This is a genomic window from Microvirga sp. TS319, assembly GCF_041276405.1.
Classification (GTDB): Bacteria; Pseudomonadota; Alphaproteobacteria; order Rhizobiales; family Beijerinckiaceae; genus Microvirga.
The window spans coordinates 3,813,063-3,831,615 of the sequence record NZ_JBGGGT010000002.1 but is presented as its reverse complement, the minus strand read 5'-3'; the positions used below and the strand labels follow the sequence as shown (position 1 = coordinate 3,831,615).

The following is an 18,553-nucleotide window of genomic DNA, read 5'->3' as shown; positions in this document are numbered from 1 at the left end:
CGGACAGAGATGTCCGGCCTTTTTGTCTCTATCGGAGGATGGAGCTTCCGCACCATCCATTGTTCGGACCCGACCTTGGTTGAACCCGGCCAGGATCAGCCTTGGCGGACGAGCTCGCCTTCGACTTCCATGAAGGGCGAGACCGACTTGAAGCCGGCCTGCTCGGCGGCCTTACGGACGGCCTCCGCCACTTCGGTGGAATGGACCTCGATGGTTTCGCCGGTCTTCGAATCCACGAACATGATCTTCATGGCGTTCACGTCGGGCTGGCCGTGGGAGACCACGTAGGAGTTCTGCGTGGCCAGGCGGTGAACGAGGCCGGCATCCCGCAGGAAGTCGAGGGCCCGATAGATCGTCACGGGCGCCAAACGCTTCTTGTCGCTGCTGAGACGGTCGACGAGATCATAAGCACCCACCGGGCCGCCGCTCTGGACCAGCTCGCGGTAAACACGCTCCCGGATGGGCGTCAGACGAAGATTGTTCTGACGGCACAGGTCGTCCGCACGGCGGAGGAGGTTCTCTTCTTCTTCTTTTCTGAGGGCTCTGGTGCTCATGGGCCACGCTCCTGTTATTTCAAAACCTACCTATTCATATAGGTGAAGCGTTTTCCGCACAATGTGTTATCGTTGCAATATTCTATTGCATTTCTGCATTTTCCCCAGCGGAATTTGGCGATTTGGCAGAGATCTCTCCAAAGCCGGGCCGGGCGGCACGAAGCAACGTTTCGTTTGAACTGATATTACAAGATCATGATCACTTCGAGCAGACCGAGCAGAGTCCCCTTATCTCAACGATAGCCTTCTTGGGACAGAAGGAATGATCATCGCTCCACTGCGTCAAACGCTCATTGATGCTCGAATCGCTGAATTCCGTGACTAGGCCGCAGCTCTCACAAATTGCAAAGGCCGCCATCTCGTGATGATGAGGGTGCTTGCACACCACATAGGCGTTGAGGCTCTCGAGCCGATGAGCGAGCCCCTTCTCGATGAGCTTGTCGAGGGAGCGATAAACGGTCGGGGGTGTGACAGCCCCCTTGGCCCGCAGCTTGTCGAGGACCTCGTAGGCTGAAAGAGGATTCTCGGCCGCGCTGAGAATACGATGAACGCGCTTTTGGGTGTCGTTCAACTCCTCGAGGGCGTGGTGGTGATTCGCTGCCATGACGGGATAGGTTTCCAGGGAAGGCTTGGGTCGCCCTATACGTCATCATTGCAGGGGTAATTTCAAGGCGCGGGACAGAAGCCTGCGCTCTGAAGGCGCAGGGCCTGCGAAAGCCCGTGCCGCCACGGCCGATGGATCCGCCTCCTTTGGGACCGGATCATACGTCGATCCAGGCAGCCTCGTCCTGCGAGGATCGGACCGCTGCCTCGATGAAGCGCACGCCGCGCACTCCGTGCTCGACAGTCGGAACCTGGAGGGAGAAGGAATCGGGGGCACGGCCTTCGATCCGCGCGGCAATCTGCTCTGCGACATCGGTGTAGAGCTGAGCGAAGCCCTCCAGATAGCCTTCCGGGTGACCGCCTGGGATGCGCGAGGCTGCGCGCGACACTTCGTTAGCGCCGTACCCGTTGCGGCGGATGATCCGGGGCGGCTCGCCCAAGGGCGAGAACAGCAGGATGTTCGGATTTTCCTGATGCCATTCGAGGCCGGCCTTCTCGCCATAGACACGGATGCGAAGACCGTTCTCCTGTCCGGCCGCCACCTGGCTGCACCAGAGCATCCCCTTCGCGCCGGACGCAAAGCGCAGCATCATGTGGGCATTGTCGTCGAGCCGACGGCCTTCCACAAAGGTGTGCAGTTCGGCCGCCAGCGAAGCGACCTCATCCCCGGCGATGAATTCCGCCAGGTTGAATGCATGGGTGCCGATGTCGCCGACCGCGCCCGCAGGTCCCGAGCGGGCAGGGTCCGTGCGCCACTCGGCCTGCTTGCTGCCGGTGTCTTCCACACGGGTCGCGAGCCAATCCTGGGCGTATTCCACCTGAACCAGACGAATGGCGCCAAGCTCGCCTCCCGCCACCATGGCGCGCGCCTGCCGCACCAGCGGATAACCGGTGTAATTATGGGTAACGGCGAAGATCAGCCCCGACTCGTGCGCCAGTTGGGCCAGTCTCTCGGCTTCCTGCCGCGTCGTGGTGAGGGGCTTGTCGCAGATCACATGGATGCCTGCCTGGAGAAAGGCTTCGGCCGCCGCCGCATGGGCGTGGTTCGGCGTGACGATCGCAACCGCATCGATGCGATCGCCACGCTCCGCCTCGCGTCGAGCCATGTCCTGAAAGCTGTCATAGGTCCGCTCCGGTGGCAGCAGCAGGTCCGCGCCGGACAGGCGCGCCCGCTCCGGATCGGACGAGAGTGCGCCTGCGACCAGCTCCCAGCGGTCGTCGAGGCGGGCCGCGATGCGATGAACGGCGCCGATGAAGGCGCCGCGGCCGCCGCCGACCATGCCGAGTCGGAGCCGGCGGTTCAGCGTCTCGGTTCGGGATCCTGCAATGGTCATGGCCTTCTCCTCTCAAGCCGCATCGATGCCGAGAAGGCGCCGATTGGCAGCTTCGTCCGTTCCGCCGCCGGCGAAGTCGTCGAATGCCTTCTCGGTGACGCGGATGATGTGAGACCTGATGAATTCCGCGCCTTCCCGTGCACCGTCCTCCGGGTGCTTCAGGGCGCATTCCCATTCCAGCACCGCCCAGGAATCGTAGTCGTACTGTGCGAGCTTGGAGAAGATCGCGCCGAAATCCACCTGCCCGTCTCCGAGCGAGCGGAAGCGGCCCGCGCGGTTGATCCAGCTCTCGTAGCCACCGTAGACTCCGACGCGTCCTGTCGGGTTGAACTCCGCATCCTTCACGTGGAACGCCTTGATGCGCTCGTGATAGAGGTCGATGAACGCGACATAATCGAGCTGCTGCAGCAGGAAGTGGCTCGGATCGTAGTTGATGCAGGCGCGTTTATGGCCGCCCACGGCATCCACGAAACGTTCGAAGGTCGCGCCGTCGTGGATATCCTCGCCGGGATGAATCTCGTAGCAGACGTCGCAATCGGCGTCCTCATATGCGTCGAGGATGGGGCGCCAGCGACGGCCCAGCTCCTCGAAGGCCGTTTCGATGAGGCCCGCCGGGCGCTGCGGCCAGGGATATACGAAGGGCCAGGCGAGCGCGCCGGAGAAGGTGACGCTCGCCTTCAGCCCGAAGCGCCTGGACGCCTTGGCGGCCATGAGCATCTGGTCGACGGCCCAGGCCTGCCTCGCCTTCGGGTCGCCGCGCACCTCCGGTGCCGCGAAACCCTCGAAGGCTTCGTCCAAGGCCGGGTGAACGGCCACGAGCTGGCCCTGCAAGTGCGTGGAGAGCTCGGTGATCTCCAGTCCGTGCGAGCGGACGATGCCCTGGACCTCGTCGCAATAGGCGTCCGACTCGGAGGCTCTCCCCAGATCGAAGAGGCGCGCGTCCCAAGTGGGGATCTGAACGCCTTTGTAGCCGAGGGAGGCCGCCCAGCGGCAGATGGAATCGAGCGAATTGAACGGCGCTTCGTCGCCCGCGAATTGAGCGAGGAAGAGACCGGGCCCCTTCATGGTCTTCATGGGTGAACTCCCGAGATGCGATTGAGAAAGACATGACAGGCAACGGGAAGCCGCCTGCGGGCGGCATGCGGCTTGCCGTTGCCTCGCCCCTCCTTGGGGAGGGGCGAGAGTCCGACGCCGTTAGAACGGCGAATCGGGGAAGTAGTGCTCCTTGGCGTTATCCTTCGTGATCAGCTGGGCATTGAGCACGTAGGTGCCGCGCATCGGGGCATTGGTGTAGAAATGCGCCGCCGTGATGCCCATGGCGGTGGAGATCATCGACGGCGGATAGGATACGTCCGCCGGGATCATCTTGTCGCCGTCCATCACTTTCTTGACCATGTCCTTCATGCCGGCGCCGCCGAGCACGAACTTGATGTCTTCGCGTTTGGCCTGGCGGATCGCCTCCATGATGCCGAGCGCCATGTCGTCGTCGGAGGCCCAGACGGCGTCGATCTTGGGATGCTTGGAGAGGAAGTCCTGCATCACCTTGAAGGCGTCGTCACGGTTCCAGTTGGCATATTGCTTGTCGATGACCTTCACGCCCGAGCCCTGGAGCGCCTTCTCGAAATTGGATACGCGCTCCTCGTCGATCACGGTCGGGATGCCGCGGAATACCACGACATTGCCTTCCTTCAGATTGTCGGCGAAGTACTTGCCGGCGACGCGGCCGAATTCCGGATTGTTGCCCGCGACATAGATGTCCTGGATCGACGCGTCCTTCAGGCCGCGGTCGACGACCGTCACGAAGGTGCCGTGCTTCTTGACCTCGCGGACCGGGTCGGTCAGTTCGTCCGAATTGAAGGGAAGGACGACGAGCGCATCCACCTTCTGAGCCATCAGATCGTCCAGAGCATTCGCCTGGGATGCGCCGTCGGGCGATGTCTTCACGATCACCTTCAGACCCGGGTAGCCCTTCTCGAGCTGCTTGGCGGTTTCCTGCGCATGATAGACCACGCCGCCGGTCCAGCCGTGGGTAGCGGCCGGAATCGAGACGGCGATCGTCACGTTCTTCTGCTGTGCCATGGCACCGGTTGCGACACCGGCCGTCAGGCCGGCCGCCACTGCGACTTTCAGAAGTGTTGCCTTCATCTGTTCCTCCCTGAAGGGTTCTGGTTGTAAGCCCTCTGTCCTTTGCCCGGTGGAGTTCTCCCCGGCCTCATCGCCCGCGGTGGACCGACCGCTGCACGAGCATGGCGATAATGATGATGGCACCTTGAACTGCGCCCACGAGGAACTCGGAGACGAAATTCGACAGCACCATGATGTTGGCGACGAGTTCGAGGATCACCGCACCGACCACGGTGCCCCAGACGCGCCCCACGCCCCCCTTGAGGGCCGTGCCCCCGATGACGACGGCGGTGATCGCCTGCAGCTCCCAGAGCAGTCCCGTGGTCGGCGTGGCGGAGCCGAGGCGCGGCACATAGACCAGGACCGCGATGCCGACGCAGATGCCCTGGATGATGTAGGTGAGCGTGCGCACGCGCCAGATCGGGACGCCGGAATACCGCGCGACGTCCTCGTTGGAGCCGAGGGCCACCACATGACGGCCGAACGATGTGCGATAGAGGATCAGCGCGCCGATGGCGGCAACCAGGAGAAATGCGATGATCGGAACGGGGATGCCGAACACGCTGCCGAAATAGACGGGCCGATAAAGCTCGCGGAGCTCGAGATTGCGCAGGGTGATGGTGCCGCCTGCCGCGAGCCAGACCACGAGCGAGCGGAAGATTCCCATCGTGCCGAGCGTGACGATGAAGGGCTCGATGCGCCCGAACGTGACGATGAGGCCGTTCGCCAGTCCACAGGCGGCGCTGAGCGCGATGGCGGCCAGCATGCCGATCGCCAGCGTGCCCACATCGGCACCGCCGAGCGTGTTCAGGGTCAGGATCATGACGCCCGCCGTGAGCGCCGCCATGGAGCCGACCGAGAGATCGAGGCCACCGGCGGAGATCACGAAGGTAGCGCCGACGGCGATGATGGCGATGAAGGCCGAGCGGGTGACCACGTTCAGGATGTTCGAGGCCGTCAGGAAGTCGGGATTGATCATCGCGCCGGCCGCGGCAAGAACGATGAGCGCGATGAAGGGCGAGAGCGCCCGCATGTCGATCTTGATCTTGCGCTTCTCGGCGCTGGTGCGAAGCACGGTTTCGGTCATGCGTGGCCTGCGGCGATTTCCGCCGCCCTTTCTTCATGAACGCCGGTGGCGAGGTAAACGATGGAATCCTCCGACAGATCGGCCTGGTCGATTTCGCCCGCGATACGACCGCCGCGCATCACCACGACCCTGTGGCAGAGGCCGATCAGCTCCTGCATCTCCGAGGAGATGACGACGATGGAAAGGCCGTTCTCGGCAAGCCGCGCGATGAAGCGGTAGATCTGCTCCTTCGTGCCGATGTCGACGCCCCGGGTCGGCTCGTCGATGATGATGATGCGCGGCTCCATCAGCATCATCTTGGCCAAGAGCAGCTTCTGCTGATTGCCGCCGGAGAGCTGGCCCGCCAGGAGTTCGCGGCTTCGGGTGCGAATGTCGAAATCCCTGATCGCGTCGTCGAGCGCCTGCTCTTCCGCGCCCGCGTCGATGAAGGGACCACGGCTGAACTTGCCGAGGGCGGCCAGAGAGAGATTGACCCTGAGGTTCTGCTGCAGCAGCAGACCTTTTCCCTTCCGGTCCTCGGAGAGATAGACGATTCCCGCCGCCATGGCGTCGCTCGCATCGCGGAAGCGTACGCTCTGGCCACGGAGAATGATCGCGCCCTGGCTTGGACGCAGCCCGACGAGCCCCTCGAAAAGCTCCGTGCGACCGGCACCGATCAATCCGCCGAAGCCGAGGATCTCGCCGCGCTTCAAGGTGAACGAGGCGTTCTCCACATGACCGGGGACGGCCATATCGCGCACCGACAGGATGATATGTTCCGAGGCCGTTGCGGGCTTGTCGGGATAGAGCTTCGACATGTCGCGCCCGACCATCAGGCGGGCCATTTCAAGGGGCTCCAAACCTTCGATGTCGCGGGTGGCGATGTGGCGGCCGTCGCGCAGGACGGTCACGCGATCCGCAATGGCCTTCACCTCGTTGAGGCGGTGGGAGATGTAGAGCACCGCCACGCCGTGGGAGCGCAGCTTCCGGATGATGGCGAAGAGGCTCTCCGCCTCGACGGGCGTGAGAACAGCGGTCGGTTCGTCGAAGGCCACGACCTTGTGCGGTACCAGGAGGGCGCGGGCGATCTGCACAAGCTGCCGGTCGGCGATGGAGAGGCGCCGCACCTCGCAGTCCGGGTCGATCCGGGTGCCGAGTTCCGCCAGGACTCCACGCGTGCGTTCGCGCATGGCCTTGTCGTCCACGAACCCGAAACGCTTGATCTCGCGGCCGAGAAATAGGTTCTGCGCCACCGTCAGGTCTTCCGCCAGCAGGATTTCCTGGTGCACGAGAACGATGCCGTGGCCTTCCGCATCCGCGGGGCCGGAAAAGGCGATGGGCCGCCCGTCGAGGTAAAGACCGCCTTTCGTGGGAGCGATGTGCCCGGAGAGGATGCGCATGAGGGTGGATTTGCCGGCGCCGTTCTCGCCGATCACCGCATGGACCTCTCCCGGGTGCAGATCGAGCGAAATACCGCTCAGCACCTCGTTGGGGCCGAAGGATTTGGAAATGTTCTCTGCGCGAAGAACAGGATCCATGCATGGCTCCGGGTAGACGACATCGTTCGCAGGCGCGATTGCGTCAGCGGTGTTCAGGCAATTCGAGACGGAGTGCTCAGTAGGACGTGGCGCGTGCTGGCAATCATTCCCTCCGATTTGTCGATGCGTCCTCTGGCGGGACTTGAACGATCGATCTAGGAACATGCCGTTCTTTGGCAATGCCTCCATGTAATCGATTACATCGAAACTTTACCGAAACGGTTGCTTCTGTCAAACAGGACCAAGGTAGGGGAGGATCATGGACGAGAGCGGGCCTTCGGGCAAAACGAACGGCGCGGTCGTTTCCGGCAGTCGTGCCGTGCGTATTCAGGATGTGGCACGGCTCGCGGAAGTCTCCACGGCGACGGTCAGCCGAGCGCTGGCCTCGCCGGAACGCGTGTCGCCGGAGGCGCGTGCCCGTGTTCTGGAGGCGATTGCAAAGACCGGCTATGTGCCCAATCCTGCCGCGCGCTCGCTCCGCTCCCAGAAGACCTACATGGTGCTCGTCGTCCTGCCGGATCTCGCGAACACATTCTTCTCCAGGATTCTGCGCGGCATCGAGGAGCGGCTGTTCGAGGCGGGCTACGGCATGATCATCAGCGATCTCGACGGATCCCCCGAGAAGGAGGCTCATTTCGCGGCCTTCACGGCCGCAGGTCGCGTGGACGGCGCCATTCTCCTCAATGGGCATCTTTTCGGGCAGAACCGTGAGGGGAAGGGAGCGCCGGCCAGGATCGGCATCCCTCTGGTGGCGCTCTGTGAGGCCATTCCTTTCGCCGATATTCCTCAGATCGAGATCGACAACCGTGGCGCGGCCCGCCGCATGACGCGGCATCTCGCCTCGCTCGGTCACCGAAGCATCGCTTACGTGAGCGGGCCGCAGAACAACGTTCTCGAGCGGGAGCGCTTCCTTGGATATCAGGACGGTCTCGAGGCTGCAGGCTTGCCTTTTGATCCCGCGCTGGTGCTGCCGGGGGACTACACCATCGAATCGGGCCGGGCGGCGGGACAGGCGCTGGTGGCCCGTTCGACGCGCCCGACAGCCGTGTTCTGTACCAGTGACGAAATGGCGATCGGGTTGATGCGGACGCTGTTGTCGGCCGGACTCAAGGTGCCGGGCGACATCTCGGTCGCGGGGTTCGACGATATCGAGTTCGCCGCCGTCGCGGAGCCGGCCCTGACCACGATTCGCCAGCCCCGACGGGAACTGGGCCAGACGGCCGCCGCCGTCCTCATCGATCTCCTGCAGGGGCGGCCGTCACCCCTGCGGATTCGTCTCGAAACGGAACTCATCCTCCGGGACAGCGTGGCGCCGCTTCAGAAAATGGAGAAAGCGCCTGCGAAGACCACGAGAACCAGGGCAATAAAGCCCACATAGGCGTAAAGGGCCTTGCGGGAATCCCGGTGGGCGTAACTGTCCCTGTCATTGCCGTTCTGCCAGCGCGAGGACCTTTCATGATGTCGGGCGAGATCCACCTGATCCGGGCTCGGCGGCGTACCGGCAGCTTCATCATCCGTGCCGAGTGGAGACAACCCGGGGTCGAACGCGTCGTTCTTGTCGCCTGTCCGTCCGCTGTCGATGTCTCCTTTCAGCTGTGCTGAGGTGGAGCCCGCATTCCTGGGTGGAGCATCCATCGGCTCGATGGTGTATGCGGGCGGGATATCGGTTGGGTTGGGGTTGTCTGAACGGGTGGACATCGAAACTTTCCCGGGCTCCACGACAGGGGAAACCATCGGGAATGCGCGAGGTTCCTCAAAGCCCACGATCGGGCCAACCCCTTACAGGACAAGAAAAAAGGCCGCTGTCACCAGCGGCCCGAAGTTTAGGGAGGAAACGCCCAAGAAGGGCAGCAGCACTGCGACGCCAATCGCCGTGCTGCATTGCGATAGTTAGGATCTGTGCCGGCATTCCACAAGATCAAAAGGTCAGCATGGCTGCCCAATTTTTCGGCTTCCAGAGAGGCTGAGGCTGTCGGGAGGGGCCGGGCCTCTCTAAAATGGTCCGATCAAGGTCGATGCAACACGAATGCGCGAGGGCGCGATGCCGAAGCTGAACTCCGTTCTTGAAACCGCCCTGTATGTGGACGATCTGGCGCGATCCAGAGCATTCTATCGCGACGATCTCGAATTGCCGCTCCTGCTCGAAAACCAGCGCATGTGCGCCCTCGATGTTGGAGGAAGCAGCGTCCTGCTCCTGTTCCAGCGCGGGGCTTCGGCGCAGGACATGGCGACTCCGGGAGGAACGATCCCCGGGCACGATGGGCATGGGCCGCTTCATATGGCCTTTGCCATCTCGCACGAAGAGCTGACCGCGTGGGAGGCGAGACTGCGGGAACGGCAGATCCCGATCATCAGCAAGGTCACTTGGTCGCAAGGCGGCGCGAGTGTCTATTTCCACGATCCAGACGGGCACGTGCTGGAGCTGGCGACGCCCGGGCTTTGGGCAACCTATTGATCGCTCGAAGCCCGGGCAGCCAGACTCAGGTAATGACGCTCGGCTCGTTTCGTCCCGTCCGGGCCGCGATCTCGGCGATGGCGTTCGCCGCCTCGATCACGGCAGCCAGCACCTCCGCGGTCGGCAGATCATGGCGGTCGGGATTCGGCTCGAAACGTTCGAGATAGACCCGCAAGGTCGCGCCCGACGTTCCGGTCCCGGACAGGCGGAACACGGCCCGGGCATCCTCCTTGAACAGGATGCGGATACCCTGTTTCGGCGTGACGGAGTGATCGACCGGGTCCGTATAGGCGAAGTCGTCGCATTCCTGCACCGTCAGGTCCCCGAAACGCTGGCCGGGCAGGCTTGCGAGCTTGGCCCGCAGGGAATCCATCAGCTCGTTTGCCGGTGCGGTTTCGAGTTCCTCGTAATCGTGCCGGGTGTAATAGTCGCGCCCGTAAGTGGCCCAATGCTCGCGCACGATCTCGCCCGCCGGCTTCTTCGTGACGGCCAGGATGTTGAGCCATAGCAGCACGGCCCAGAGGCCATCCTTCTCGCGAATGTGGTTCGAGCCCGTGCCCGCACTCTCCTCGCCGCAGATCGTGATCAAGCCCGCATCGAGAAGATTCGCGAAGAACTTCCAGCCGGTGGGGGTCTCGAAGAAGTTGATGCCGAGCTTCTTCGCCACGCGGTCGGCGGCGCGGCTCGTCGGCATGGAGCGCGCCACACCGGACAGGCCCTTCGCATAGCCCGGCGCCAGATGGGCGTGGCTCGTGAGGATGGCAAGGCTGTCGCTGGGCGTCACGAAGAGTCCGCGCGCCACGATCATGTTGCGGTCGCCGTCTCCATCGGAAGCCGCACCGAAGTCGGGCGCATCCGGGCCCATCATCAAGTCCATCAGGTCATGGGCGTGGACCGGGTTCGGGTCCGGATGATGTCCGCCGAAATCGGGCTTGGGCTCGCCATTGACCACGGTGCCGGCCGGTGCGCCGAGGCGGCCTTCCAAAATCGCCTTCGCGTAAGGTCCGGTGATGGCGTTCAGCGCATCGAAGCGCATGCGGAAGCCGGAGCGGAACAGTTCGCCGACGGCATCGAAGTCGATGAGTTGTTCCATCAGCTCCACGTAATCCGCCACTGGGTCGATCACTTGGACGACGGTGTCGTCGACCTTGGTCTCGCCGATGCGGGCGAGATCGATGTCGGGCTGCTCGATGATTCTGTATTCGGTCATCGCGCTCGCCCGTTTGAACACGGCATCGGTAAAGGATTCCGGTGCGGGACCGCCGTGGGACATGTTGAACTTGATGCCGAAATCGCCGTCGGGCCCGCCGGGATTGTGGCTGGCCGAGAGCACCAGGCCGCCGATGGCCTTGTGCTTGCGGATCACGCAGGACGCGGCAGGGGTCGACAGCAATCCCTTCTGCCCGACGAGGATCCGCCCGAACCCGTTGGCGGCCGCCATCTTGATCGCGATCTGCACCACCGCTTCATTGAAGAAGCGACCATCGCCGCCGATGATCAGGGTCGAACCTTCCGAGCCTTCCACATTGTCGAAGATCGCCTGGATGAAATTCTCCACATAGCGCGGCTGCTGAAAGACTTTCACCTTCTTGCGCAGGCCCGACGTGCCGGGGCGCTGATCGGAAAATGGAGTTGTCGGAATGCGGGTAATCGCCATCGGTGCTTGCCACTTCCTCAATTCGGTTCTGGGCGGCCTGTTTTTGAAGTCCTCACGGCCCAGAAGAAACCCATCAGGAAGCCATTCTAGGGTCGCACAGGTGAGATGCCACTGCCGAGATGAAGGTAAGATGAAGATCCTATGGCTGAGCCGCGGCGGCCCCGCGCGCTCCGGAAATGTGGTTAATGGCGGCGAACTTCCTTCTTCATGCCCCTGACAATTTGCCCTTTGCGGGACTCTCGTCCCCAGGCGCGCGTCATGCCATAAGGCCGCCCGTAACTGCTTTAGGCCAAGGTCCATGATTCGCGTCGAGAACGTCAGCAAACAAAACAGCCACCGGATTCTCTTCATCGAGGCTTCTGCGTCCCTTCAGAGGGGCGAAAAGGTTGGACTGGTCGGTCCCAACGGCGCAGGCAAGACGACTCTTTTCAGGATGATCACCAAGCAGGAGCAGCCGGACGAGGGCCAGGTCTCCGTCGATCGGGGCGTGACGATCGGCTATTTCAGCCAGGATGTCGGCGAAATGGCAGGCCATAGCGCCGCGGCCGAGGTCATGAACGGGGCGGGGCCCGTCAGCGAAGTGGCGGCCGAGCTCAAGGAGCTCGAAGCCGCGATGGCAGACCCTGACCAAGCAGGAAATTTCGACGAAATCATCGCGCGGTACGGCGAGGTGCAGGCGCGCTACGAGGAGCTCGATGGCTATTCCCTCGAGGGCCGGGCTCGCGAGGTTCTCGCCGGCCTCGGTTTCAGCCAGGAGATGATGGACGGCGACGTCGGTGCCCTCTCTGGCGGCTGGAAGATGCGCGTGGCGCTGGCGCGCATTCTCCTGATGCGCCCTGACGCCATGCTCCTGGACGAGCCGAGCAACCACCTCGATCTCGAGAGCCTCATCTGGCTGGAGGAATTCCTCAAGGGCTACGAGGGGGCGCTGCTCATGACCTCGCACGACCGGGCCTTCATGAACCGCATCGTCAACAAGATCATCGAGATCGACGGCGGTTCGCTCACCACCTATTCGGGCGACTACGAGTTTTATGAGCAGCAGCGCGCGCTGAACGAGAAGCAGCAACAGGCCCAGTTCGAGCGCCAGCAGGCGATGCTCGCCAAGGAGATCAAGTTCATCGAGCGCTTCAAGGCTCGCGCCTCCCATGCGGCCCAGGTTCAGAGCCGCGTGAAGAAGCTGGAGAAGATCGAACGGGTCGAGCCGCCTAAACGCCGCCAATCCGTGGCGTTCGAATTCCTTCCCGCCCCGCGCTCGGGGGACGATGTCATCAGCCTCAAGAACGTGCATAAGAGCTATGGCAGCCGCACCATCTACGAAGGCTTGGATTTCGCCGTGCGACGTAAGGAACGCTGGTGCGTCATGGGCGTCAACGGCGCCGGAAAGTCCACGCTGCTGAAGCTGGTCGCCGGCGCCGCAGAGCCCGATGGAGGCACTGTCACGATCGGCGCCAGTGTGAAGATGGGCTACTTCGCCCAGCATGCCATGGAGGTGCTCGAGGGGGACCGCACGGTGTTCGAGTTTCTCGAGGATTCATTTCCGCAAGCCGGACAAGGATCGCTGCGCACGCTCGCGGGGTGCTTCGGGTTCTCGGGCGACGATGCCGAAAAGAAGTGCCGCGTGCTTTCAGGGGGCGAAAAGGCGCGTCTCGTGATGGCCAAGATGCTTTACGATCCGCCGAATCTGCTGGTGCTGGACGAGCCCACGAACCACCTCGACATGGCCACCAAGGAAATGCTGATCGAGGCGCTGTCGCGCTACGAGGGCACCATGCTCTTCGTCTCGCACGACCGCCACTTTCTGGCCGCCCTGTCCAACCGCGTCCTTGAGCTCACATCCGACGGCATCCATCAGTATGGCGGCGGCTATACGGAATATGTCGCTCACACGGGCCAGGAAGCTCCAGGCCTGCGGCATTGAGAGAGGCTCGGAGCCGGGCCCCTTGTCGGGCGCGGCTCACCGGGCTTGGATCAGCTTCAGTCGGGAGCGCAGGGCCTCTTGGATATGCGCCCTCGCGAGCCTCTCGGCCAGATCGGGGTCGCGGGCTGCGATGGCCTCGATGAGAGCCCGGTGCTCCTCGGCCGCTGTCGTGGGCCGGCCTCCGACGCTGAAGGTCGTGGGGCCGAGAAGGGAAATTCCGTCCTGAAGCTCCTGAAGGGCGCTGTCGAGGTAACGGTTTCGGGCGGCACGGAAGATCGTCTCGTGAAACGCCCGGTTGAGGCGCGCCATCTCGACGGAATCCTCGAGGTGCGTCTCGAAGGCTTCCTCGAGATCCCTGAGGGCATCGATCTCGGGTTGCGATGCATGCTGCGCCGCCAGGCGAGCTGCCGCACCCTCGAGAATCTCCCGCATGGCGTAGAGTTCCAGCACTTCGGCCGTGCCGAGACTGCGAACGATGAGACCGCGGCCGCCTGCGGGCTCCACCAATCCCTTCGCCATCAGTCGCCCCAACGCCTCCCGAACGGGAGTGCGGCTGACTTTGAGCCGTTGTGCGACTTCCTCTTCCCGCAACCGGTCTCCCGGGCGGTAGATACCTGCGCGCAAGGCTTGGCAGAGCGAGCGAAAGACGGCCTCGCTGAGAGGAATTCCGGTGTCCCGGTCGACCAACTTCAGGTCGTTATGGACGTGATCCGACATGCACGCTCCTGTGGTCGATATTCTGGTCTATGAAGCAAAGAAGATCATACTTGACCAGGGCACTCATTTGGATATTTTTGTATACAAACGTGCGCAAAAGCTCAAGCCAAGCTTTGCTGCCGAACGCATGAGGATTCCGGCCGAGCGAAGGCTCTGGCGGGGGTTACACTGATACGCCTGCAGGAGGTTGGGGCAGATGACAGGTGGAGTTGCACTAGCGCACCGTGCGAAAAAGTGGACCCGGTTTTTCGCAGCAAACGATGCGCTGTCCTATCGTGGGAGCATCGAATCGACCCCAAAAGTGGAGGCCACTTTTGGGCCCGATGCTCTAGCGCGAGAGCTGCCATCGACGGCACAGCTCGAACCCGCATCGGCAGGCGCTGGTTCGCGCAATATTCCGGTCGAATTGATGCGCCATTACGATGTGCTCGTGATCGGCGGCGGCAACGCGGCACTCTGCGCGGCCATCAGCGCTCGCCGATCGGGGGCCTCCGTGCTCGTGCTCGAGGCCGCTCCCAAGTTCTACCGCGGCGGCAACACCCGCCACACGCGCAACATGCGCTGCGCCCACGATACGGCGACCGAGATCCTGACTGGTCCCTATACCGAGGCGGAATTCTGGGACGATCTTCTGCGCGTGACGGGCGGCCAGACCGACGAGGAGCTCGCCCGTTTCATGATCCATGAGTCCAAGGAGATCCTGCACTGGATCGTCCAGCAGGGCGTGCGATGGCAGCCGTCTCTCGGCGGAACGCTCAGCCTTGGGCGCACGAACTCATTCTTCCTCGGGGGAGGGCGGGCGATGCTCAACGCACTCTACCGCACGGCGGAGGACCTCGGCGTCGACGTGCTCTACGACGCGGAAGTCGTCGACCTCGATATTCAGGGCGGCAAGTTCCAGTCGGCCACAGTCGCGTATGGCGGGCAGCGGCACCAAGTGCATGCGTCGAGCCTTGTGGCAGCTGCAGGCGGCTTCGAGGCCAATATCGCATGGCTGAAGCAGTATTGGGGCGACATCGCCGAAAACTTTCTCATCCGCGGCACGCCCTACAACCGCGGCTCGGTCCTTAAGATGCTGCTGGACAAGGGCGTGCAGGAGATCGGCGATCCCACCCAGTGTCATGCGGTGGCGATCGACGCTCGGGCGCCGAAATTCGACGGCGGCATCATCACCCGGCTCGACTGCGTCGTCTTTGGTATCGTGGTGAACAAGAACGCCGAGCGCTTCTACGACGAGGGCGAGGACATCTGGCCGAAGCGCTACGCCATCTGGGGGCGGCTCGTCGCTGCCCAACCCGATCAGATCGCCTACATCATCTTTGATGGACCCTCGCTCGAACTCTTCATGCCGTCGCTCTATCCGCCCCTGAAGGCGGACAGCATCGGTGAGCTCGCGGATAAGCTGGGGCTCGACCCGCAGGCACTTGAGACCACGGTCGCAACCTTCAACCAGGCCGTCCGCCCCGGCACGTTCGACCACACGATCCTGGATGACTGCCGGACCGAAGGGCTGACGCCGGCAAAGACCCATTGGGCCAAGCGGATCGGGACGGCTCCGTTCTATGCCTACCCGGTCCGCCCGGGCATCACGTTCACCTATCTGGGCACACGCGTGAACAAGGAGGCCCGGATGCTCATGGCCGACGGCTCTCCTTCAGCCAACATGTTCGCGGCCGGGGAAATCATGGCCGGAAACGTCCTCGGCAAGGGATATGCCGCCGGCATCGGAATGACAATCGGCAGCGTCTTCGGGCGGATTGCCGGACGGGAGGCTGCGAAGAATGCACGCGACTGAAGCACTCAAGGAAGCCGATCGTCTCATGACGGTCTGCAACTCCTGCCGCTACTGCGAAGGACTCTGTGCGGTTTTTCCCGCTATGGAAATGCGGCGCGCCTTCTCGGACGGCGATCTCAACTATCTGGCCAATCTCTGCCACAGCTGCGGGGCCTGCTACACCGACTGCCAGTTCTCGCCGCCGCACGAGTTCAACGTCAACGTCCCGCAGACGCTCGCGAAGGTACGCAACGACTCGTACAAGGTCTACGTCTGGCCGCGGGCGCTGGCGCCGTTGTTCGAGCGTAACGGGTTGGCGATCAGCCTCATCGCGGCGCTCAGTGTCGGCACCTTCTTCTTCGGCCTGATGGCGATCAACGATCCGGCCGTCATGTTCGGCGTGCAGACGGGCCCCGGCGCGTTCTACCGGATCATGTCGCACAACGCGATGGCGGGCGTGTTCGGGGCTGCGTTCTTCTATGCGATTGCGGCGCTGATCATGGGCTTTCGCATGTTCTGGCGAGACATCGGCGAGACGCGGGAGACGCTGACCAGCGGCATCTCGGTCTGGCAGGCCATGAAGGACACCATGGCGCTGCGTTATCTCGACGGCGGTGGCCCCGGCTGCTTCAACGAGGGCGAGCGGCCGAACGACCGTCGCCGCCTCTACCATCACCTGACATTCTACGGATTCTTCCTGTGCCTTGGTGCGACCAGCACGGCGACCCTCTATCACTATCTTCTCGGCCTGGAGGCGCCTTATCCCTGGTACGACCTGCCGGTGGTGCTCGGGACGCTTGGCGGGATCGGGCTCGTCATCGGACCTGCCGGCCTCATGCGGGCGAAATTCAAGCGCGATCCGGCCCTACGCGACGAGAACGGGCGCGGCATGGAGATGGCGTTCATCGTCATGCTGTTCCTGGTGAGCCTGACAGGCCTCATGCTCCTGGTGCTGCGGGCGACCCCGGCGATGGGCACGATGCTCGCCCTTCATATGGGCTTCGTGTTCGGCTTCTTCATCACCATGCCCTACGGCAAGTTCGTCCACGGCATCTACCGCTTCGGCGCCCTCGTTCGCTACGCCAAGGAGCGCCGCGCGCTTCACGAGCCGACCCCGTCGAAAGCGAAGGCGCTCGGGATTCCCGGCGCCAAGGCGGGGGCTTGAAAAAGGTGAGGGGCCGATCACGCCCCGCACCGTCTTTCAGAATGCTCGGTACCCCCATCGCTCAATGACAGGGCACCGAGATGCCAAGCGTCCTGGAGATACCAAGCGTCTTGGCGTGTGACCTTTACAGCATCGGATAGGATATCGACCCCACATCCGATGCTCTATCATCTTTGATGAAGCCTCGTTCTTCGTGAAGGATCGGTTCCCACTTCTTCGCACGCTGCGCTAGGCGGACAGCAAAGGCCGAAGGCCGCTCACTTTAGGGAGTTGGTCCAGTCGCAGCACGGTCTCGACGAGCGTGCGACCTCTCTCCTCGCCGATAATCGGGACCACAAGATCGAGGGCCTTTGCTTCGATTTCGCTGCCGTCCATCGGATTCTCGGGAGTGCCGCGAACGGCTTTCGCATGATGACGGAGGTGGCGTCCGCCGGTGGTCTCGATCTCTACGATGGCCTGTCTTGCCGGGGTTGCAATCGTCAGTTCGGCGCTTGGAACGAGTTCGATCAATCTGCGGATCGCCAGAATGGCAGGATCGTTCATCCGATCCTGATCATGGCAGCTCTCGAATGTGACTGTACCATCGACCAGCGCCAAGGCGGCAAGATGCTGTACGCAGACATCAGGCATTGTCCGGCTGTCGACGATATGGATGCGATCATCCGGCATCGTGATCAAGACGCGCCTGACATCGTCGGCTTTGATGCCGTGCGTTTCGATCAGGGTCACCGTCGCATCCAGGACGGCTTGGATCGGCGACCCCACACACCATTTCTTGATCGAGGCGCGCATAATCTCGAACCGGGACCCCAGGTCTTCGATCAGACGGGCGGGAACGGGGTTCTCGCCGAATGCCGTGAACAGGTTGTGCTTGCCTGAGAACGGATCGTCCACGGCTGAGAAGCCGGCCGCCACCATGGTCGCGGCCGCCACTCCGTTGCGGGCGCCCATGCCGCCGAAGTCGAAAGCCTTCTCGACGTGCTCCTTGTCCCGCTGCCAGAACGGAATGCCTGAGGCCTGCTGGGCCGAATAGGACAGGACATGGCGGACGCGGGTCGAATCGAAGCGCAGGAGCGCTGCCGCTGCCGCTGCCGCGCCGAAGGCCGGGCCCAGGCTATGGGTGCTGTGACGGGCCGTATCGGGTCGGCTGAAGCCGAGGGACATGGTTGTACGGGCACCGATATCATAGCCGAGAGCAACGGCGCGCAGCAGATCCTGTCCACTGCGATCCTGCTGCTCGGCAATGGCGAGAGCTGCGGGAACGATACCGCAACCGGGGTGGAATCGTCCCACGAGATGGGAATCGTCCGTCTCGTCCGCATGGCCTGCCATGCCGTTCGCCAGAGCTGCGCTGACGGCGGGCACGACGAGCGAGGTTCCGATCACCGTCGCTTCGGGTTTCCCGCCGGTTTGGGCGACGTAGGCGGCGCCGAGACGGCCCGCCCTGAGACGTGATCCCGACAGGATCGCCGCGAGCGTATCCAGAATGTGATGCTTCGTTTTGAGGCTGACATCGGCCGGCAATTCGTGCCTGTGAGCGCCCGCGATGTAGTCCGAGAGGATCGCACTTTCGTGCGGGACCTCGGGCTTCGATGAGTCATGCATGAGACTGTCCTCTCGTTTCAGTATGTTTCAATCGATGGTG

General features: G+C 63.0%; 17 protein-coding genes. 6 read left to right on the top strand and 11 right to left on the bottom strand.

Annotated elements, in window-relative coordinates:
* Window positions 1-95 precede the first annotated feature (95 nt).
* The 7 genes from AB8841_RS27480 to AB8841_RS27450 all read right to left on the bottom strand — a co-directional run bounded on the left by AB8841_RS27480 (window position 96) and on the right by AB8841_RS27450 (window position 7,219).
* Complete coding sequence (locus AB8841_RS27480) at window positions 96-554, bottom strand: Fur family transcriptional regulator (RefSeq protein ID WP_370438903.1); 459 nt, start codon at window positions 552-554, stop codon at window positions 96-98.
* Window positions 555-753: 199 nt separating this feature from the next.
* A complete protein-coding gene (locus AB8841_RS27475; RefSeq protein WP_370438902.1) occupies window positions 754-1,158 on the bottom strand; it encodes a Fur family transcriptional regulator in 405 nt (134 codons plus the stop codon).
* A 157-nt stretch (window positions 1,159-1,315) separates the two neighbouring features.
* On the bottom strand, window positions 1,316-2,491 hold the full coding sequence (locus AB8841_RS27470; RefSeq protein WP_370438901.1) for a Gfo/Idh/MocA family protein: 1,176 nt from the start codon (window positions 2,489-2,491) through the stop codon (window positions 1,316-1,318).
* Between the two features lie 12 nt (window positions 2,492-2,503).
* Window positions 2,504-3,565, bottom strand: a complete 1,062-nt coding sequence (locus AB8841_RS27465; protein ID WP_370438900.1) for a sugar phosphate isomerase/epimerase family protein — start codon at window positions 3,563-3,565, stop codon at window positions 2,504-2,506.
* 120 nt (window positions 3,566-3,685) lie between these two features.
* A complete protein-coding gene (locus AB8841_RS27460; protein WP_370438899.1) occupies window positions 3,686-4,636 on the bottom strand; it encodes a substrate-binding domain-containing protein in 951 nt (316 codons plus the stop codon).
* Window positions 4,637-4,703: 67 nt separating this feature from the next.
* Complete coding sequence (locus tag AB8841_RS27455) at window positions 4,704-5,702, bottom strand: ABC transporter permease (protein ID WP_370438898.1); 999 nt, start codon at window positions 5,700-5,702, stop codon at window positions 4,704-4,706.
* The gene (locus AB8841_RS27450) at window positions 5,699-7,219 is read right to left on the bottom strand and encodes a sugar ABC transporter ATP-binding protein (RefSeq protein WP_370438897.1); all 1,521 of its coding nucleotides are present in this window, start codon (window positions 7,217-7,219) and stop codon (window positions 5,699-5,701) included. The genes AB8841_RS27455 and AB8841_RS27450 overlap by 4 nt, the downstream gene beginning before the upstream one ends.
* Window positions 7,220-7,478: 259 nt before the next feature.
* Between AB8841_RS27450 and AB8841_RS27445 the strand changes: the two genes are divergently transcribed.
* The gene (locus AB8841_RS27445; protein ID WP_370438896.1) at window positions 7,479-8,597 is read left to right on the top strand and encodes a LacI family DNA-binding transcriptional regulator; all 1,119 of its coding nucleotides are present in this window, start codon (window positions 7,479-7,481) and stop codon (window positions 8,595-8,597) included.
* Here the strand turns inward: AB8841_RS27445 and AB8841_RS27440 are convergent.
* Window positions 8,537-8,917 (bottom strand): hypothetical protein, encoded by a 381-nt coding sequence (locus AB8841_RS27440; protein ID WP_370438895.1) that lies wholly within the window; start codon window positions 8,915-8,917, stop codon window positions 8,537-8,539. The two genes, AB8841_RS27445 and AB8841_RS27440, sit on opposite strands and share 61 nt — an antisense overlap.
* A 343-nt stretch (window positions 8,918-9,260) precedes the next feature.
* Between AB8841_RS27440 and AB8841_RS27435 the strand changes: the two genes are divergently transcribed.
* Window positions 9,261-9,674, top strand: coding sequence for a VOC family protein (locus tag AB8841_RS27435; protein WP_370438894.1), 414 nt, complete (start codon window positions 9,261-9,263; stop codon window positions 9,672-9,674).
* 25 nt (window positions 9,675-9,699) lie between these two features.
* On the opposite strand, the gene AB8841_RS27430 is transcribed toward AB8841_RS27435, so the two are convergent.
* The gene (locus tag AB8841_RS27430) at window positions 9,700-11,331 is read right to left on the bottom strand and encodes an alpha-D-glucose phosphate-specific phosphoglucomutase (protein WP_370438893.1); all 1,632 of its coding nucleotides are present in this window, start codon (window positions 11,329-11,331) and stop codon (window positions 9,700-9,702) included.
* Between the two features lie 298 nt (window positions 11,332-11,629).
* Here AB8841_RS27430 and AB8841_RS27425 point away from each other — a divergent pair, with 298 nt between their 5' ends.
* The gene (locus AB8841_RS27425; RefSeq protein WP_370438892.1) at window positions 11,630-13,252 is read left to right on the top strand and encodes an ABC-F family ATP-binding cassette domain-containing protein; all 1,623 of its coding nucleotides are present in this window, start codon (window positions 11,630-11,632) and stop codon (window positions 13,250-13,252) included.
* Between the two features lie 36 nt (window positions 13,253-13,288).
* Here AB8841_RS27425 and AB8841_RS27420 read toward each other — a convergent pair whose 3' ends face one another.
* The gene (locus AB8841_RS27420) at window positions 13,289-13,969 is read right to left on the bottom strand and encodes a GntR family transcriptional regulator (protein WP_370438891.1); all 681 of its coding nucleotides are present in this window, start codon (window positions 13,967-13,969) and stop codon (window positions 13,289-13,291) included.
* Between AB8841_RS27420 and AB8841_RS27415 the strand changes: the two genes are divergently transcribed.
* The 3 genes from AB8841_RS27415 (at window position 13,968) to tcuB (ending at window position 16,908) form a co-directional block, all read left to right on the top strand.
* Window positions 13,968-14,141 carry a hypothetical protein gene (locus tag AB8841_RS27415; protein ID WP_370438890.1) on the top strand — a complete coding sequence of 58 codons (174 nt, stop codon included), beginning with the start codon at window positions 13,968-13,970 and terminating at the stop codon, window positions 14,139-14,141. The genes AB8841_RS27420 and AB8841_RS27415 overlap by 2 nt on opposite strands.
* Before the next feature lie 234 nt (window positions 14,142-14,375).
* Window positions 14,376-15,764 carry an FAD-dependent tricarballylate dehydrogenase TcuA gene (gene tcuA / locus AB8841_RS27410; protein WP_370439391.1) on the top strand — a complete coding sequence of 463 codons (1,389 nt, stop codon included), beginning with the start codon at window positions 14,376-14,378 and terminating at the stop codon, window positions 15,762-15,764.
* Window positions 15,751-16,908, top strand: a complete 1,158-nt coding sequence (gene tcuB / locus AB8841_RS27405; protein ID WP_370438889.1) for a tricarballylate utilization 4Fe-4S protein TcuB — start codon at window positions 15,751-15,753, stop codon at window positions 16,906-16,908. Before tcuA ends, tcuB begins: the two co-directional genes overlap by 14 nt.
* Before the next feature lie 228 nt (window positions 16,909-17,136).
* On the opposite strand, the gene AB8841_RS27400 is transcribed toward tcuB, so the two are convergent.
* Window positions 17,137-18,513, bottom strand: coding sequence for an MmgE/PrpD family protein (locus AB8841_RS27400; RefSeq protein ID WP_370438888.1), 1,377 nt, complete (start codon window positions 18,511-18,513; stop codon window positions 17,137-17,139).
* Window positions 18,514-18,553 lie beyond the last annotated feature (40 nt).

Excerpts from the sequence above, each read along its gene's own strand:
- AB8841_RS27480 (WP_370438903.1), bottom strand. The coding sequence starts at position 554 with ATGAGCACCAGAGCCCTCAGAAAAGAAGAAGAAGAGAACCTCCTCCGC.
- AB8841_RS27475 (WP_370438902.1), bottom strand. The coding sequence starts at position 1,158 with ATGGCAGCGAATCACCACCACGCCCTCGAGGAGTTGAACGACACCCAA.
- AB8841_RS27470 (WP_370438901.1), bottom strand. The coding sequence starts at position 2,491 with ATGACCATTGCAGGATCCCGAACCGAGACGCTGAACCGCCGGCTCCGA.
- AB8841_RS27465 (WP_370438900.1), bottom strand. The coding sequence starts at position 3,565 with ATGAAGACCATGAAGGGGCCCGGTCTCTTCCTCGCTCAATTCGCGGGC.
- AB8841_RS27460 (WP_370438899.1), bottom strand. The coding sequence starts at position 4,636 with ATGAAGGCAACACTTCTGAAAGTCGCAGTGGCGGCCGGCCTGACGGCC.
- AB8841_RS27455 (WP_370438898.1), bottom strand. The coding sequence starts at position 5,702 with ATGACCGAAACCGTGCTTCGCACCAGCGCCGAGAAGCGCAAGATCAAG.
- AB8841_RS27450 (WP_370438897.1), bottom strand. The coding sequence starts at position 7,219 with ATGGATCCTGTTCTTCGCGCAGAGAACATTTCCAAATCCTTCGGCCCC.
- AB8841_RS27445 (WP_370438896.1), top strand. The coding sequence starts at position 7,479 with ATGGACGAGAGCGGGCCTTCGGGCAAAACGAACGGCGCGGTCGTTTCC.
- AB8841_RS27440 (WP_370438895.1), bottom strand. The coding sequence starts at position 8,917 with ATGTCCACCCGTTCAGACAACCCCAACCCAACCGATATCCCGCCCGCA.
- AB8841_RS27435 (WP_370438894.1), top strand. The coding sequence starts at position 9,261 with ATGCCGAAGCTGAACTCCGTTCTTGAAACCGCCCTGTATGTGGACGAT.
- AB8841_RS27430 (WP_370438893.1), bottom strand. The coding sequence starts at position 11,331 with ATGGCGATTACCCGCATTCCGACAACTCCATTTTCCGATCAGCGCCCC.
- AB8841_RS27425 (WP_370438892.1), top strand. The coding sequence starts at position 11,630 with ATGATTCGCGTCGAGAACGTCAGCAAACAAAACAGCCACCGGATTCTC.
- AB8841_RS27415 (WP_370438890.1), top strand. The coding sequence starts at position 13,968 with ATGCACGCTCCTGTGGTCGATATTCTGGTCTATGAAGCAAAGAAGATC.
- AB8841_RS27420 (WP_370438891.1), bottom strand. The coding sequence starts at position 13,969 with ATGTCGGATCACGTCCATAACGACCTGAAGTTGGTCGACCGGGACACC.
- tcuB (WP_370438889.1), top strand. The coding sequence starts at position 15,751 with ATGCACGCGACTGAAGCACTCAAGGAAGCCGATCGTCTCATGACGGTC.
- AB8841_RS27400 (WP_370438888.1), bottom strand. The coding sequence starts at position 18,513 with ATGCATGACTCATCGAAGCCCGAGGTCCCGCACGAAAGTGCGATCCTC.